Source organism: Mucilaginibacter sp. (assembly GCF_028288185.1).
Taxonomy (GTDB): Bacteria; Bacteroidota; Bacteroidia; order Sphingobacteriales; family Sphingobacteriaceae; genus Mucilaginibacter.
In genome coordinates this window covers 153,235-169,374 of the sequence record NZ_JAQBOF010000029.1, presented here as the reverse complement: position 1 = coordinate 169,374, position 16,140 = coordinate 153,235, and the positions used below count along the sequence as shown (strand labels likewise).

15 protein-coding genes are annotated in these 16,140 nt (G+C 43.1%); 12 read left to right on the top strand and 3 right to left on the bottom strand.

Annotated features, from left to right (window positions below; all coding sequences use genetic code 11):
* Nucleotides 1–259: 259 nt before the first annotated feature.
* The 6 genes from JWQ34_RS13085 to JWQ34_RS13060 all read left to right on the top strand — a co-directional run bounded on the left by JWQ34_RS13085 (nucleotide 260) and on the right by JWQ34_RS13060 (nucleotide 5,557).
* Entirely contained in the window at nucleotides 260–559 is a 300-nt protein-coding gene (locus tag JWQ34_RS13085) for a hypothetical protein (protein ID WP_299357742.1), read from the top strand.
* Entirely contained in the window at nucleotides 556–1,368 is an 813-nt protein-coding gene (locus tag JWQ34_RS13080) for an RteC domain-containing protein (RefSeq protein ID WP_299357741.1), read from the top strand. The genes JWQ34_RS13085 and JWQ34_RS13080 overlap by 4 nt, the downstream gene beginning before the upstream one ends.
* A gap of 150 nt (nucleotides 1,369–1,518) precedes the next feature.
* On the top strand, nucleotides 1,519–2,640 hold the full coding sequence (locus JWQ34_RS13075) for a hypothetical protein (RefSeq protein WP_299357740.1): 1,122 nt from the start codon (nucleotides 1,519–1,521) through the stop codon (nucleotides 2,638–2,640).
* Nucleotides 2,641–4,266: an APC family permease gene (locus JWQ34_RS13070; RefSeq protein WP_299357739.1), complete on the top strand. Its 1,626-nt coding sequence runs from the start codon at nucleotides 2,641–2,643 to the stop codon at nucleotides 4,264–4,266. It begins immediately after the preceding gene.
* 51 nt (nucleotides 4,267–4,317) lie between these two features.
* Nucleotides 4,318–5,049 carry a hypothetical protein gene (locus JWQ34_RS13065; protein WP_299357738.1) on the top strand — a complete coding sequence of 244 codons (732 nt, stop codon included), beginning with the start codon at nucleotides 4,318–4,320 and terminating at the stop codon, nucleotides 5,047–5,049.
* A 13-nt stretch (nucleotides 5,050–5,062) separates the two neighbouring features.
* Nucleotides 5,063–5,557: a hypothetical protein gene (locus JWQ34_RS13060; RefSeq protein WP_299357737.1), complete on the top strand. Its 495-nt coding sequence runs from the start codon at nucleotides 5,063–5,065 to the stop codon at nucleotides 5,555–5,557.
* A gap of 107 nt (nucleotides 5,558–5,664) precedes the next feature.
* Here the strand turns inward: JWQ34_RS13060 and JWQ34_RS13055 are convergent, their stop codons facing one another.
* The gene (locus JWQ34_RS13055) at nucleotides 5,665–7,089 is read right to left on the bottom strand and encodes a hypothetical protein (RefSeq protein ID WP_299357736.1); all 1,425 of its coding nucleotides are present in this window, start codon (nucleotides 7,087–7,089) and stop codon (nucleotides 5,665–5,667) included.
* Between the two features lie 70 nt (nucleotides 7,090–7,159).
* Between JWQ34_RS13055 and JWQ34_RS13050 the strand changes: the two genes are divergently transcribed.
* The gene (locus JWQ34_RS13050) at nucleotides 7,160–8,206 is read left to right on the top strand and encodes an MBL fold metallo-hydrolase (protein ID WP_299357735.1); all 1,047 of its coding nucleotides are present in this window, start codon (nucleotides 7,160–7,162) and stop codon (nucleotides 8,204–8,206) included.
* Nucleotides 8,207–8,232: 26 nt separating this feature from the next.
* The gene (locus JWQ34_RS13045; protein ID WP_299357734.1) at nucleotides 8,233–9,012 is read left to right on the top strand and encodes a hypothetical protein; all 780 of its coding nucleotides are present in this window, start codon (nucleotides 8,233–8,235) and stop codon (nucleotides 9,010–9,012) included.
* 4 nt (nucleotides 9,013–9,016) lie between these two features.
* Here JWQ34_RS13045 and JWQ34_RS13040 read toward each other — a convergent pair whose 3' ends face one another.
* Nucleotides 9,017–10,153, bottom strand: coding sequence for a restriction endonuclease (locus tag JWQ34_RS13040; RefSeq protein ID WP_299357733.1), 1,137 nt, complete (start codon nucleotides 10,151–10,153; stop codon nucleotides 9,017–9,019).
* Nucleotides 10,154–10,275: 122 nt separating this feature from the next.
* Between JWQ34_RS13040 and JWQ34_RS13035 the strand changes: the two genes are divergently transcribed.
* Nucleotides 10,276–10,695: a lecithin retinol acyltransferase family protein gene (locus JWQ34_RS13035; RefSeq protein WP_299357732.1), complete on the top strand. Its 420-nt coding sequence runs from the start codon at nucleotides 10,276–10,278 to the stop codon at nucleotides 10,693–10,695.
* Nucleotides 10,696–10,737: 42 nt separating this feature from the next.
* The gene (locus JWQ34_RS13030; RefSeq protein WP_299357731.1) at nucleotides 10,738–11,172 is read left to right on the top strand and encodes a hypothetical protein; all 435 of its coding nucleotides are present in this window, start codon (nucleotides 10,738–10,740) and stop codon (nucleotides 11,170–11,172) included.
* Here the strand turns inward: JWQ34_RS13030 and JWQ34_RS13025 are convergent.
* On the bottom strand, nucleotides 11,169–12,527 hold the full coding sequence (locus JWQ34_RS13025) for a hypothetical protein (protein ID WP_299357730.1): 1,359 nt from the start codon (nucleotides 12,525–12,527) through the stop codon (nucleotides 11,169–11,171). The genes JWQ34_RS13030 and JWQ34_RS13025 overlap by 4 nt on opposite strands.
* Before the next feature lie 271 nt (nucleotides 12,528–12,798).
* Between JWQ34_RS13025 and JWQ34_RS13020 the strand changes: the two genes are divergently transcribed.
* Together JWQ34_RS13020 and JWQ34_RS13015 are read left to right on the top strand one after the other, a co-directional pair.
* Nucleotides 12,799–13,905, top strand: a complete 1,107-nt coding sequence (locus JWQ34_RS13020; protein WP_299357729.1) for a hypothetical protein — start codon at nucleotides 12,799–12,801, stop codon at nucleotides 13,903–13,905.
* Complete coding sequence (locus tag JWQ34_RS13015; RefSeq protein WP_299357728.1) at nucleotides 13,898–16,135, top strand: ThiF family adenylyltransferase; 2,238 nt, start codon at nucleotides 13,898–13,900, stop codon at nucleotides 16,133–16,135. The genes JWQ34_RS13020 and JWQ34_RS13015 overlap by 8 nt, the downstream gene beginning before the upstream one ends.
* Nucleotides 16,136–16,140: the final 5 nt, after the last annotated feature.

Below are 16,140 nucleotides of genomic sequence, written 5' to 3'. Positions count from 1 at the left end.
TTATCGTTTTTTCATTTTCGTAAAAAATGAGATCAGTAAAATAATAGTTAATAATAAGAGAAGATACCCGCCGTAAGCGCGGCGGGCTATTTTTTGACAAAGACATTTTACCTCCTGCATAGACAAATCTGGTAAATTTTTAAGGCACGGGAGCATCACCAACCGCTGATACGCGGGTATGGGGGTGTTGTGCCGGCTTACCAGAGCCCGATCTATGCAATACTTACCGCCCGTGTATAAGTAGGTCTATACTTATACCATGAAAAACCATATTTCATTCTGTGCGATCGTCCGTCTGGTTATGACGACTGACGCTAAACCCGAGGTGCTGATCTTCAGGCTGAAACGCGGGAAAGAGGTCGAACTCGTTCACCACTTTAAAGAGGAGGGCAGGCTGCTGCTGTTCGTGGTCACTTCGGATGAGCCGGCTTATGAGCGCTTGCTGCAACAATTAGCGGCAATGCCCGGTATTGCCGGATATGAGGGCTGGCCGTTCACACCGGTCTGTCGCAGTTTTACTATTCCTACTTATTTACCTAAAAACTACCATAACCTATGAAAACATTTACCGAACGTTTTTACATTGCCCTGGAAAACCAGCTGGCGGAGGTCACTGACCCGAAGGAAGCGATCCTGATCTGCAAGAAAGCGATGAACAAGCTCAAGAATTATGTATCGAGTTATGCTTTTGAGAGCGTAGGGGAGGAGATCCATTTTTTTAAGGAGGTCAAGCCCAGGTTCTACAGTAAGTATATTTACTATATCAGCCTGTACAATTATACCCTGCAACAACCTATCGGATCGTCGGAGATCCGGCATAGCTATATCCAGATGCACCTGGCCGAGATCAAGACCTTTTTTGACCATAACCGGGCCTTTTATGCTTATTACAGGGCTGGCATGAACCAATTGGATACCACTTATTATACCCGTGGCGGTTTTGATGTCCACGCCGAACTGGAAGACTTTGAAGAAGATGAACAATACAGTACCTCCCACGACTACAAACTCTCCAAGATCATCGCCAATGAACGCTTCCAGGACTATTTAAACTTAGAGTTGGCCCGCCTCAACAGCGGCGCTTTCGACTGGCAGGACCTGATTCCTTTCAAACTCATGCACTGGACCGCGGCCAAAATAGACGCCGTTGAACTCATCTACGCCCTCAAAGCCTCCGGCGCTATCAACAACGGCAACATCGACATTGCCGAACTCGTCACCCTGTTCGAAACCATCTTCCAACTCGACCTCAAAGAATCCTACCACAAATTCACCGACATCACCAACCGCAAAAAAGAAATCCCCGTCTTTTTAAATAAGTTAACGAATGCCTTATTGCGCTGGATCACCGACAAAATGGGTTTGTGATCAACGTGGTGCCATACTATACTGAGGCTAATGACATTGCCATTTTTAGCTGGGTGGCCGACAAAGCAAGCTTGTAGTCAATACGATACGGTATAATATTTTTAATATTATATAATAAATAAGTATATTTATAAACACAATTACTTGCATATGGACCTAAGCCAAGAAAAAGCGAGAATATGGTTTTTTACGGATATTCACGGCTCGAATGCCTGCTTCAGAAAACTCCTGAATTTGCCCGCCACCTCGGCAAAACCGAATGTTATAATTGTTGGTGCTGATATAACTGGTAAGCAGATTATCCCGATTGTTGAAGCAAGCAACAAACGCTTTTCACTAAAAGTCGGGGGTATTACTGAAAAAATAAAGCAAAGTGATTTGAGTACTTGGGAAACTAAGCTTGGCGATATCGGCTATTATCCTTATGTCTGTTCTCAAAACGAATATAACTCGCTAATTTTAAGTGAAGATAAACAGCGGGAAATATTTGACCTTTTGGCAAAAAAGCGATTGGAAGAATGGATTGCCTTAGCTAATCAGAAGTTACCGGGTATCGAAGAATGTCAATTCATAATCAATGCTGGCAATGATGATCCCTTTTTTGTAGACGCTTTATTAGATGGCTGTCCGAAGTTTATTCGGCCTGAAGGTAAAGTACTTGATTTGCCAGGGAATTTAAAATTACTATCTACGGGGTATTCCTCGATAACACCCTGGAAATGCCCCAGAGATATCACTGAGGAGGCAATGGCAGAAAAGATCAATGAAATGACAAGCCAATTAAAACCTGGTGATAAGTTTATTTTTAACTTTCATTGCCCACCTTATAATACTTCGCTTGATGAAGCGAATGAAATTGACGTTAAAACCTTTAAGCCGCTTCCTGGACGTAAAACGCATGCAGGCTCGAAGGCTGTAAAAGCAGCTATTGAAGTTTGGAAGCCCATGGTTGGGTTACATGGACATATTCATGAAGTACGCGCCAAACAGATGATCGGGGACACACTATGTTTTAATCCCGGTACTGATTACAAAAGCGGTAAACTGCAAGGCGTATTTTTACAAATGGATGCTAACGGAATAGAGTTGGACCGGCTCACGGAAGAAAGGGACCCGCCAGCTAAAGAAGGGATTAACAAACAAGATATAAAGAAAGCTTTATCAAATATTCCAGGGGTAGGGAAATTATTTGAAGAAAAACTAAGTAGGAAAGAGATTGAAGGCGTCGAGGCTAAAGTGGAGCAGATATTGGAAATATTAAACAAAAAATAAATGGATACTTCAGGTAACTCGTTGTTTGATCGTCAAAGATCAGGCTATACGCGTGAGTTCAGCATGCTGGACGTTTTTATCTTTAACATATTAGGTTTTTCCCTGGGGTTAGCACTGTCATCAAATCCAGCTTATATCGGAATGTTCGTGCCTCATTCCAATATTTTAATTGTTATAGGACTAGGTGCTATACTGGCTTTTTTTAATGGATTGGTGTACGGTTGGTTTGGAGCCATCATGCCAAGCACTGGTGGTGATTATGTATTTGTGTCCAGAAGCATCAGCCATCGGATTGGTTTTCTGACTAACTGGGGCTTTACCTTTTGCCAACTTTATGGGTTTGCCGCTAATACCAGTTGGATTTTTGCCATGGCCATCCGGCCTTCACTATTGGCCATTGGATTTACTTCACCACTTCCGGCCAGGCTAACTTCTATTATACATACCAGTGACCTGAGCTGGCTACTCATTAGTTTGAGTATTGCGTTGTTTTATTACCTCATTTCACTGTTAAACATGAGGTTCAGCCGACCACTTGTGATTCTATTGTTTCTGGTCGGCATAAGCAGCCCTATACTCATGGCTTACTTTCTTGCAACGCACACGCATGGTGATTTCGTTAGCGCCTTTAATGATTTTGTTGTAAAAAATGGCGGTCATGACAGTGCTTATGAAACAGTAGTGAATATGGCGAAAGCACGATTAGCAAACGCGCCAAAAACCACAGTCTTTGCCGATAGCTTGAAGGGGCTGCCTTTGGGATTTCTCTGTTTCCTAGGATTTACCTATTCAGTGTATGCCGGCGGCGAAATTGAAAAACCGGAGAAAGCTCAAATCAGGGGGATATTGTTCGCTTTATTAGTCGGGTTATTAGCTTTTTTAGGCTGTATGGGGCTTTACGCTGAAATTGTAGGACCTGAATTCTATGGTGCCATCGGCATCGGCGAGGTGCAGACCGCTGTAGGGATTAATAATGCTCCGATGAACTTTTTGACTGGCCTTTTAGCACGCGAGCATCCAATATTAAATATCATCATGCAAGTTGGCAATTTGATATGGTTTCTTTTAGTACCCTATGTCATTTTACAAGTTTGTACTCGAAATTTTATTGCCTGGGCCTGTGATGAAATGTTCCCGAGCTGGTATTTAAAACGTTTACCTGGAACCAATGCGCCTTGGGCAGCCTCATTAATGGTTACCGTCATTGGTATGGTGTTTATCATTATCTTGCATTATTCCGGTGTCTCATTAGTGGGTGCCGCTGCATTAGCGGCCGTTGCTTATTTGTTCACTGGTTATGCGGCGTTTCGTTTGCCAAAGGTTCTGCCGGAAGTCTATAAAAGAGCTCCAAGATTGGCAAAAAGAACAGTTTTTGATATTGATTTTTCTTTCTTTCAATTAGCTGGCCTCATTTCAATTGTTGGTTTTGGATATATTGTGTATGCTGCTGTTAAATATCCCGACGTGGCAGGGGGTGACTCTGATATGGCGCTGGTTATGATCGCTGTAGTTTATTTGTTTGGACTTTGTGTTTATCAGTGGCGGAAAAATAAATTGAAGAAAAAACACGACGAATTTACTGACTTTAATATTAATGATTTGTTTAAAGAAATTCCTGAAGACTAATTATAGATGAAGGATGATCGGTACAAATTGTTACAGCTTGCCATCAAGATTATGGAAAAGGCTGGCCAACATCAAATAGACCTTAAAATGATTGGCGGACTGGCGGTTTACCAACAATGTGGGGTAACAACTTGCGGAGGACTTGAGCGCCAGCCATACAAGGACATAGACTTTTTGGGTAAAAGTGATCAAAATATCAAGGCAGAATATTTTTTTAAGAAACTAGGGTTTCGGCGAGTTGGCTTGAACGATTGGGGAGCTAATATTGAATTTCATAATTATCGGGCACAGGTAGACGGTCTTAATCGAGAATTGGACATTGAAGTCTACTTTGGTTCATTAGAATTCAATCATTTAATACCCAAACCATACTTTTCGTCAACTTACCCTTTTACTATTCCACCAGGTCAATTACTTCTATCCAAGTGGGCAATTGTTGATTTAACTGAGAAGGATATTATTGATATCGGTACTTTGTTGTTGAATTTTGATATTGGTGATCAGTACGAAAAAAGCCTGAGCCAATCTTACCTAAATAGCGCCTTTTCCGATGGCTTGGCTGGTGCCCGGATGGCGAAAACTTGTACCATCAATTTAACCCTCTTACAGAAGTATTTTAACGAAGGGAAAATAGAAAATGATTCCCGGGTTAAACTTTTTAACCAATTCACTATCTTAGATAAAATATTGACAGACGCTAGCGTATCTACTATTTGGAAAATAAGGAATAATTTCGGCTTGGAAAAAAAATGGTATAGAGACGCACAACCAAGACAAATATAAAGTTTACAAAGCAATGAAAAACGCAAGACCTTTTCAAACAATCCTTTCAACAGATGCCCTCAATAAAATCGAACAGTATGATATCTCATTCGTATTCGACAAATTATGCTTTGATGGGAAAATTACCGCAGTGGAAATTCCAGAATTGGAAACTGAATTTAAAAAATTCATTATACTCGTCGCGCTTAATATTCAACCTATTGCGATGATAAGTCCGCAGGTTGATGAGGTATGGCACCAGTTTATTCTTTTTACAGCTCAATACCGAAAATTTTGTCTTGAAACCGTAGGTTTTTTTATCGGACATACCCCTGACACACCGAAAACACCCATACCTGTAGAAGCAGGAGAGAATTTCCGGGAAGCTTATAAAGCCAATTTTGGTGATATTCCGCAAATATGGTATAAAGGCATGGATCAGGAGTCACTTAAATATTATGCGCAATCTCACCTAATAGGGCGCCCTCCAAAATTATGGTCTGGCTGGGCTGGGCCGGAGGAACTTTAGCATTCTTGTCCAATTTTATAATCAATTCTTTTTCATGTTCGTTAAGCTGTTTTCGGCCTCAACGCGTTGTGTTTTCAGCAGCTTTTAGCGCAGGTCATCCATTTCGCTCATTTGACCCCTGATACGTAAGTTGGTAAAGCTACGGTGAGGTTGATACCGAAGGATAACTGGTCTTTACCGAAAGAGGTGTCACCGGACTTCCAGGGATCAATGCGTAACAACGGCTCGATGATCACGCTTTGTTTAGCACCTGGAATACTGACATACACCCCGAAACGGCCGCCAAGGTTGCCTGCGTCGTCAAGGTCGCTATTAACCGAAAGATCAAAGCCAAAAGGGACTTTAGCTTTAGGAAAAAACAAGGTAAAGGGCATTTCAAAATTCCAGACTGGTTTTTTATCGGCTTTTGTACCGTAATAAGAAGTTTGTTTATAATCACTGACAGTTTGTGTGCCTACCAAGCGCTGATTTTGCGGAATGTCCAGGAACAGCAAGTTACCGGCTTTAAAGTCACGGTTATTCTGGAATTTCAGAGTCGGCATAAAGAGTTTATTAGTTTTGAGTCCCAGGAAAGCGAAATTATAAGACACCGCAAAACTGGGATAGAAGTCATCAAATGTGTTGACATAGTTATCGCTGACGGCTGCGGCATCATAGAGCGGGTAGGCATCATGATTGACCTTGGCGCTGATCAGCCACCAGTTCACAAACGTATTGTTCCATTTGACGGCTAATTGCACCTTGTTGAGCGTGTCAAGTTCCTGCTGGTAATAATAGTGATTTAATACATCAGTGGTATAGGAGACCAAGCTATCAACGGCGAGACGCTGATTTGCGGATGTCAGCGTCTCAAAGTCCTTGGGCAAATAGAACGCATATTTTTTGAGCAGTGTGTTAAAGGTGGCATATTTCGTGTCGTAATCCGCGATCAGGTTGTCCGGAATCGTTTCCTGCGTATAAAAATACTTTCCATAAATGAAAAAGATCGTTTTAAGCGACGTGATCTCGTTTTGGCCCAGGTGCTGCTTTCTCTTAACGGTATAGTAATTGTCGAGTTTATCAATCGCCTTACTCAGTTTACTTTTTTCTGCGGTATCTGTAGACGCGTGGTTATTAAACGGGAACCAGAAAAGATTGAGTCCACCGGTCAGGGTCTTACTGTACTTACCGCCGGAGACCAGGTCGACGACACTTTTTGTAGAGGTGCCCGAACCCGTGAACTGAAAGGTTAAATGCTTATTATCGATAATATTATAATTGACGGTTAATCCCTTGTCATCTACGCTGGCTGAGGTCTGCGTAGCCCTGCCATTGACATAGGTCACACCGCTGACCGTATTCAATACGGAATCAAGTTTTTTATCAAACAGCGAATCCGTAATCACTTGTTTTGGGAGATCGGTCCGCAGCGATTTGATGCCGTCGACTTGCGGTTTGATCTCGGTTATATCGGTTTTAGTGCGGATTTGCGCCTGTGCCCTGATCACTAAGCCACTGAGCAATGCTAAGATAAGTAGGTGTCTGTATTTCATCGTGTTAAGGTTTATCAAATATATTTAATTGCTATTGAATATTATGATTATTTTTAACCAAACCTTTATCATGGACATTAAAATCACGATGCTCAATGTAGGCGACGGAGACGCCATCATAGTTCAGCTAACAAAAAACAAACAACAGTTAATCATCCTCATTGATGCCGGCCACCCGGGAGATGCGCAACTATGTATTGACGCGCTGAACCCGGTATTAAAATCATCTGGTAAAAATGCCCCTGATCTCGTTATGGTTTCGCATTATGATGCCGATCATATCGGCGGAATGAAAGCGGTCGTAGAGCATTACGGTGCCGCGATCGGCCAGGTCTGGCTGCACAAACCTGGTATCCTGATCAAGGCTGCTGAACAAGCCGCAGGCCTTTTGCTGGAACACCTGGCCGATCCGCCGAAAGAAAACATCCAGGATTTTCTGGGGTTCCATGGTGATCTGAACCCTAACGAAGCCCGGCAATTCGTGCTGGAAAGTTATAACCAAATGAAAGATTTGGTTGGGACATTGGATAAATACCAGATCAAGACCGTTGAGCCCTTCGCCGGACAAAGTTTAGCGAACTGGCCGGAGGTCAGCGTACTTGGTCCGACGCCTGCGTTTTATCAGGCCTGTCTTAAAAAGATGAAAGATGTGCCGAACCTCATCGCGCAAGAAACACTATTGGTACTAAATGAAAGCAAACAGGAACCTTTTATCGGAAAGCTTTCCAAAATGCTCGAAAAAGACACCGATCCCTGTGGTTACCTAAAAAGTCAAAAAAAGGACCATGTGACCGAAGTCAACCAGATCAGTATCATCCTGCAAATCATCGCCGACGGCAAAAAATACCTGTTTACCGGCGACGCCAGCCTGGAATCATTTCAGGCCGTTTCCCAATATCCCGACAGCCTCCGCAACATCTACTGGCTCAAAGTACCCCATCACGGCAGCCATAACAACAGCTCCCCTGAAATCTTCGACATCATGAAACCCGTATACGCCGACATCTCCGGCGGCGACCGCTACCTCGACGAAGAAGTACCCGGCTGCCTCACCGCCAAAGGCACCAAAGTCCGCACCACACTTGACACCAAAACCAATCTTATCTTTCCTTATTAATATGAACAGCTGATGACCATTAGTCTATGAGCACAAAGCCCCAGAATTTCCGGAAGGCGGTACGGCAGAATATCAAAACCGTGATCGATTATATCGACCGCAATTATGTTTTGCGGGAAAACGATAAAGCGATAACGCCATCGAAAGATTTAATTTGTATGTTTTGCGGGCGTGATCAATCGATCACGAAGGAGCATATTATTCCACGTTGGGCGTTTGTTAAAGATACGAAGGCCTTTTTTACAGTTACTTTGAACGGGTTGCATCAAACCTATAACAAAGCGACCATACCCGCTTGTTCACAGTGCAATTCAGACTTGTTAAATGATCAGGAGCGGTTGCTACAACAATTATTTACAGGTCGTGACGTTAAAAAAGAACCCTTCTATTGGGATGGAATACAGGAAATCATACGCTGGCTGGAACTCATCGACTATAAATTTCAGATATATAATATCACGCGTAGGTTCCGGGCTTCCAAAAAAGTTGGAAAAATCGATTACTTAGTAGATTTTCCGTTGTATATGTTATTACCCAACAAAGATTATACCCCCTTCCAGGTTTTATCTGCTATAAGGCGTTCCCTTAAACGCTTGTCCGTAGCCAAAAAACATAAACATCTTAATTCGTTGGTTGTCTTCAAAAGCATCAATAAAGGCTTTCATTTCTTCCACACCATCGACGAATATATTTTCCTCGAATTACCACAATACCAAATTGCACTATTTTATTTCTTCAATGAAGAATTTGGAACAGTCAAAGAAGCTCACAACCAAGCGATGTCCATTATTAAAAAAGTATATTAAAAACCTACTTGATAATCTTCGGTGGTACTGTTTCGATCATGGAACTCAGTTTTACAAAATCAACGAGGCTCATTTGATGTTCAATTTTGGATTGGAAAACTTTGGCATCCGGTGAGAAATAGGAACTGGTGACGACCATGCCAGCCGTGGCCCGATCGAAATTGATGCGTCCGAACAACTCACTGACCACACCAACGCCTATCGGACGGTCCGGCGCATGATGTTTGCATTCGCCATAGATCATAAAATTGCCGATATCGCTCCGGTGCATGATGATGAGATCCTTACCGCCGTCCCGCGTTTGTTGGGTCAGTTGCACCTGATAGCCAAGTTCTTGATAAAGTTCTGCGACCAATTCCTCGAATTGCCGGGGTGACAACTCGCGGATAGCCTCAGGCCTGCGGCCGATCCTGTCCAATAGCTTTGTATTAACGACTCTGAGATCAGTAATCAGCTTGGGCGCTTCGTCTAATATAATAGTCGGCCGTTCTAATTCTTCAATAATGACGGGATTGCGATAGAGGAACTGGTCTTCATCGTCCACCAAATAGCTAAATTGCGCCAGAATATCGCCGGGGTTACTATGATCTGCCAGTACCAGGTCGCGGACCGTCATGTCAAGATCCGGATGCTTGTTGGAATGGCGGGCATACAACTCATACAAAGCACGTATGTCCTCTTCATTAATACCCCGCAATCTAATCGAACTCGTATACTGATCAAACACCTTCTCGTTCAAGTGCTTCCTGGCCGACAAAATTATCTTATAACCCCTGGTCCAACCCTCACGAACAATATCCGCCACTTGTTCCCGCAAAGCAGGAGCGAGGACCTCGTCAAAACCATCAATAATTACCAACTCCGGAAACGCAGTAGGCCTCATCCCGCCAGGCAAAATATAAGGAACCAGCAAAGACTTATCCAGCTCGATCTCATAACCCCGCAATAATGTGATCTTACGATAAGCGCCCGGATTCTCCTTGCGGAACATCTCCAGCAAAGTCGTCTTCCCCATACCCGCGTCACCATATACAACAACTGCCCCACTATACAACCGCCGCGTTAACTCATGCAATTCCCGCGCACGGCTCCGCCGCACAATCTCCCTAAACTCCTCGCTATTAGTAATGTCAATGTTCATAAACCCTTAAAGTTAAGGCATTCCAGGGAACTTTAGAGAACTCATCTGCAATGAAAGACAATCATAGGCTATTGTACAAGTTATGGTTTATCGCTAACTTAGACTAACTAAAACAATGGCAAATGACACAATTTGATCAATACTACGGACTGGAAATAGGCGATTGCATTCTTCTGCCTTTATTTGAAACCGGCTTGACAAAGCATTTTGCGATCTATCTCGGCCGCGATGAGTACGGTACAGAAATTATCATACAAAACCTGGTCGGTGTAGGCGTACATTTGTCGGCTGCCGCTGTTTTTTTTACTAAGGCCAGCCGTATAGCCCGTATTGAAAAATTTCACGGAAATATCTATCAACAAAATCAACTCATCAGAAGAGCCGAAGCCTTACTCGGTACACCATATAACCTCTTAACCTATAACTGCGAACACTTCGCCAACGAGGTTCGTTATGGCAAAAAAGAAAGCAGCCAGATTGCTACGGCTATACTGGCTATGTCTCTAACGCTTGGAATTATGGCATTAAATAATCATAAATAACCCAGATAAGAATTAATAGACCGTATCGCCAATTAGCACACTATGGCCGATCAAGAAACCATGCAAGGCAAACTTACTACGGCGAAAGGAGAGTTCACTTATTCTTATTATTTGTTCCATAACAGCACGTACAATTTTGACACGTATGCTTTTAACATCTGGGACGAGAATGATCAGGAAGAGAAACATAAAGCTGATTTTAGCTTGCTTATCATGAATGACGATGTACATCTAAAAGTTATTGACCTTTTTATGCATGATTATCAAGGTAAAGGTATTGCGAGGGCGATTATTCTGAAAGCCAAAGAAATTTTTAATAAACGCATTGTTTCCTCATCCAACGTCAACAAAACTTTTACAGGTGAAAGCAACTGGCCGGAAGCCATCAAGCGAGTTTGGAAACCGCTCGCTGAAGAAGGCCTCGCTGTTTATGATGAAATAAACGGTTATTATATTTTAGTGGATGACCTTCTTTAACGGTTGGCAGTAAACTCAATCTCCAGCAGAAAGCGCAAAGCACTCTCTACGCGGAAACGGAGTGCGTGAAGCTGCTGTTCTGTAAAATCGGGTTCTATACCGTGTGTGCCTTGTTGGAAAAGATCAATTAACTCCAACATACCCGCTATATCTTTTGCGAGGAATTTTTGATAGGCACCGCCTTGAATATTCCGGCAGATATAGACCAATCGTGCCTTCCGCGTTGACCGGCCATTGGTGAAGTCTTTCTCATCAACACTCCATTTTTGAATAGAATCATCGGGAGCAAGCATATGTATCACATGCGTGAATAATTCCCGGACCGATACATTAAAGTGCCTTATACGGTCGACATTGGTAGATTGAAGGGCCTGTAACGCGCCTGTCCACATTTTAGGGAAGCCAGCATGTAACTTGGGTAGGTAAATTTCAATTCCGCCGGACGTCTCTACGATAAGTTCTTCCGCAAGCTGATCACTGGATCTCTCAATGAAATCTTCGTCTTCCGTTGAAATGACTTCCAGGGCTGTGCTGTGCGCGTCAAATTCTATGCTTGGTAATTTCGCTAAAAGCGGGTTGTGTTCAGCCCATTTCGGCAACTGCACGATGTCTTTCAACACCGCTGCATAACCGGAAGAAAATGACATGAAATGTTTCTGCGTCGCCATCACAGCGCTGTTTTCCAATTGCAACCGACTACCTAACGCTGCCCATTCAAAAGCGCCCAGGCGCCGATTAGTTAAATCGTTCATTCCAGCGATTTGCACGGCGATTTTGCTCAAACCAGATTGGGCGTAAAAGCCCTTTAAAACTACGTCCTGCGCAAGCTGGGTAACGCGTAGCTGATTATAGGTTTCAGAACCCAAAATTGAAGCAGCGATCAATTTAGAGGCGCTACCGCTCATTACGGGGTAGTGGTCGATATTAGCTAATATACTAGCCATACCCGTGGCGGTAAACACCTTTTTTGTTTCTGCAAGCTCCCGGGCCAGGGACATTCCTAGCGATTGAAAAGGGCGTAAACTCTGATCTATCCGCCGTTGAGTTTCCAGGATTGCTGCAATCGGTCCAAGCGATTTTAACGGATTAAAAGCTGCCGCTATTTTCTGCATGCCCTGATCAGACGGCCGTGGAAACATGGGTGACATATTTATTGATTCGTATACGATTCTACGAGCCCGCTCTATATCTACCTCCAGTATTGCTGCGATTTCATTAATAGAATAATTCTCTAGGGATTTTTGGCTTATTTTTTTTCGTCGCAAACGCTTCTTCTCTTCGTCAGTTAAATTAAAAGACATTCTTTTGGCCATAAACAAAGATACTATTTTAGCATAGGTTAGAAAAGCGCTCAACTACTGCTTATTATGTGTCAATGGCACCCAATGAAAATGTATTTATCACCAATTTGTCATGAAAATATTACATTTTATGACAGACTGACATAGCGGTGGTTACCTAAAAATTAAATTATTTTACCTCACAACGTATCTGTTTAAAAACGTCTGCCAAAAAATAAATTAGGCACTATCATAGAGGTAGCTATCCCGCAGAATGTCAATTCAATCTGTAGGGTAGGCGTCTTTCCCTTTAATAAAGTTGCGCAAGAAACTTTATTAAAGAACTATGAGTCATAAACTTACTTTTTATCCTATCGGCAATGCAGATACAACCCTGATTAAACTCGAAAATGATCAAAGCATCCTGATTGATTATGCACATATGCTTTGCGAAGACGATCCTGATGATAAACGCATCAATTTGCCGGAAGCTTTGAATAAAGCAGAGGATGGGGATTTTGATGTGGTTTGTTTTACACATGCAGACAATGACCATATTTGCAGATTTTCGGAATACTTCTACTTAGACCATGCTACTCTTTACCAGTCGGGTGAGCGAAAAAAGATCAAGGAACTTTGGGTCCCCGCCAATGTATTGGTGGAAACTAATGTTGACGGCGATGCCCGTATTTTACGCGCGGAGGCCCGGTACCGTCTTAAAAATAAAAAAGGCATCCGTGTATTTTCCCGCCCTAAGAAATTGAAAGACTGGTGTGATGCGCAGGAAGATATTTGCTATGATGATATCTGTCATTTAATTGTTGATGCAGGCACCTTAGTGCCTGGCTTTTCACTATTTGGTAACGGTGTCGAATTTTTTGCGCATTCTCCTTTTGCCAGTGATAGCCAGAATATAGACCGTAATAATGAATCAATCGTGGTACAGGCAACGTTTAATGATGCCTGCCAAACTAAACTGCTGTTGGGTTCTGATGTCGATAATGATGCCTGGTCCGATATTGTTAAGATCACCAAATACTACCATAATGAAGACCGTTTAATTTGGGATTTTTTTCACATTTCTCACCATAGCAGCTATAAAGCCATTGGCCCCGAAAAAGGTACAAATGAAACCGCGCCGAATGCGGAGGTGAAATGGCTGATCGAGCAACAGGGTAATGGGCGCGCGAGGATCATATCACCGAGCTGGGAAATCACGAATGTAGATACGCTACAGCCGCCACATTTCCAAGCCGCCAATTATTATAAGCGTATCACTAAAAGTAAAAACGGTGCCTATTTCGTAACGATGGAACACCCATCAAAAGCAAACCCGGACGAGCTGTCTTTTGAAATTGATGCCATCCGCTGTGCGAGTTTACAGATCAAAGAAGAACCAAATGCGGCTTTCGCTTATACCAGCAAACCACCAAGAGCGGGTAATAATGGATGATTTTTTTGACCTGCCAATTCCTTCAGCCGCACAAGCCATTGAGTTAGGCGGGCTTCACCTGCCTAAAGCCATTGCTTTTGCCCGCATCATTGTCGGGTCCAAAAGTTCAGCGATTATTGAGTTGATCAGTATTACCGCTGATGGTGATTCTTTTTTTAAAAAGGGAGACGAGATCGTTGTTTTTGATACTTATGTAAACGTTGGCCAAAATCCGGTTAATGATATCCGATACCAGGAACGCATAGCGATTCATTTTGACGTTGCGGATCAGCGGTCACCCTGGGTATACGCCTTACGCAAAACCTTTCCAAAGGTGCCACACCGGAACGCTTTGAACTTTGACGAGCCGCAATGCATTTGCATTTATGAAACTACTTATGAAGAATTAAAACTGGAATGGCGGCCGGCAAAATTCCTGGCAGACATACGTTCGTGGCTTTCGTTGACAGCAGACGGGAAATTGCATCAGAATGACCAACCACTGGAGCCTTTGCTGGTTTTTAATATGGGAACGATCATTATTCCCAGTGACTTGAAAGATGATGAAACCCTGCACATTTACAGCATTAATAAAAAACGTAACTACCTCAGCCTGATCGCCAGCCGGGTGAACCTGGCAGATTATGATCCGTTTCACAACCATTTGATCCAGTTGAAGGGTACACCTCAGCCAAATGGGGTTATGGGTAGGACACCACCCAATCTTAAAGACCTTCACTCGCTTTTGACGGCAGCGGGTATCGATCTCTTTGCCGCATTGCGAACCAAATTATCGGCCCTGCCTAAAACAGCCGAGATACTTCAAAAAAAACTTATACTTCTGTTGGAATTGCCCAAAGCTGTTGCGCAAGGCATCTATCCCAGTGATTATTATGTCTTTTTGACCGCACAAACCATTGAAGAAATTGGCCTATCGCTTGGTTTCTGGACCAGGGGTCCTTTGGGTATCGCTGACATATTGTTTGAAGAGGCGGCTGTGGCCAATGCCGGCGAAGACTTGACGATCGGGACGCTTGTGCCACAGGTACAACTTTCACCAGACCTCGCATTTAAGCTGGGGGGAAACAAAAAAGACGAGCCAAACAAAAATACCGCTATCTTCCAGATCGGTGTAGGCGCCCTGGGTTCTCAGTTTCTCCTGAATTTAGTGCGGATGGGATTTGGTAAATGGGTAATCACGGATGATGATTTTTTATTACCCCATAACCTCGTAAGGCATGCGCTTGATTCACCGTTTATCGGCAACTTTAAGACCGACGGGCTTGCAATGGTGGCCAACAACATCCTCAACACGCCGGATTTTGTCACACCTTTGAATGAAAATTTCCTATACCCTGAAAATAAGACGCTGTTCGATCAGTACCTGATAGCCGCTGAAGTTATCGTTGATATCTCCACCTCTGTCGCCGTCGCAAGGAACCTGGCTGCGCGGAAAGAACTGAAAGCGCGCAAGATATCCATTTTTTTAAACCCGACAGGCAGCGACTTAGTAATATTAGCCGAGGATAAGGCACGCAGACTGACATTTGATAAATTAGAATATCAATATTACGGGCGATTGATCCATGAACCGAGCCTGAGCGATCATTTATTCCCTGCCGATGGTGTACGTATCTCCAACTCCTGCCGGGACATTACTTCAGTAATACCACAAGAGTATCTCGCAATATTGTCAGGTATAGCTTCTAACCAGTTCCGGAAGATCCTCAGCAGCGACCTGGCCTCCATTGGTATTTGGCGGATCAACAGAGACACGATGGAGGTGAACTCCTTTAACTACGAACCGCCGAAATTTGAAATTCATAGCGCAAACGGCTGGAAAATATATATAGATCAGGCCTTAATAATCAAAATAAGCCAGTACAGGCTAACCAAACTACCGAACGAAACTGGTGGTATCCTGATCGGTGGTTACGACTTTGAACATAAAAGTATTTACCTCGTAGATACCATCTTATCACCAGAAGATAGTGAGGAGTTCCCTAATGCTTATGTACGAGGAATCAAAGGAGTTAAAGAACAACTGGAATTATTTGACCGCCAAACTTATGATCATTTAAAATATGTCGGTGAATGGCATTCTCACCCTGAAAAGTGTTCATTGCGAACAAGTCCTGATGATAAAATACTATTCGCAAGTATCCGAAAAGAAATGGAAGCTATCGGCTTCCCACCGTTAATGTTAATCGCAGGCGATAACAACAGCTACCAACTTTATATGCAAATTTAATTTAC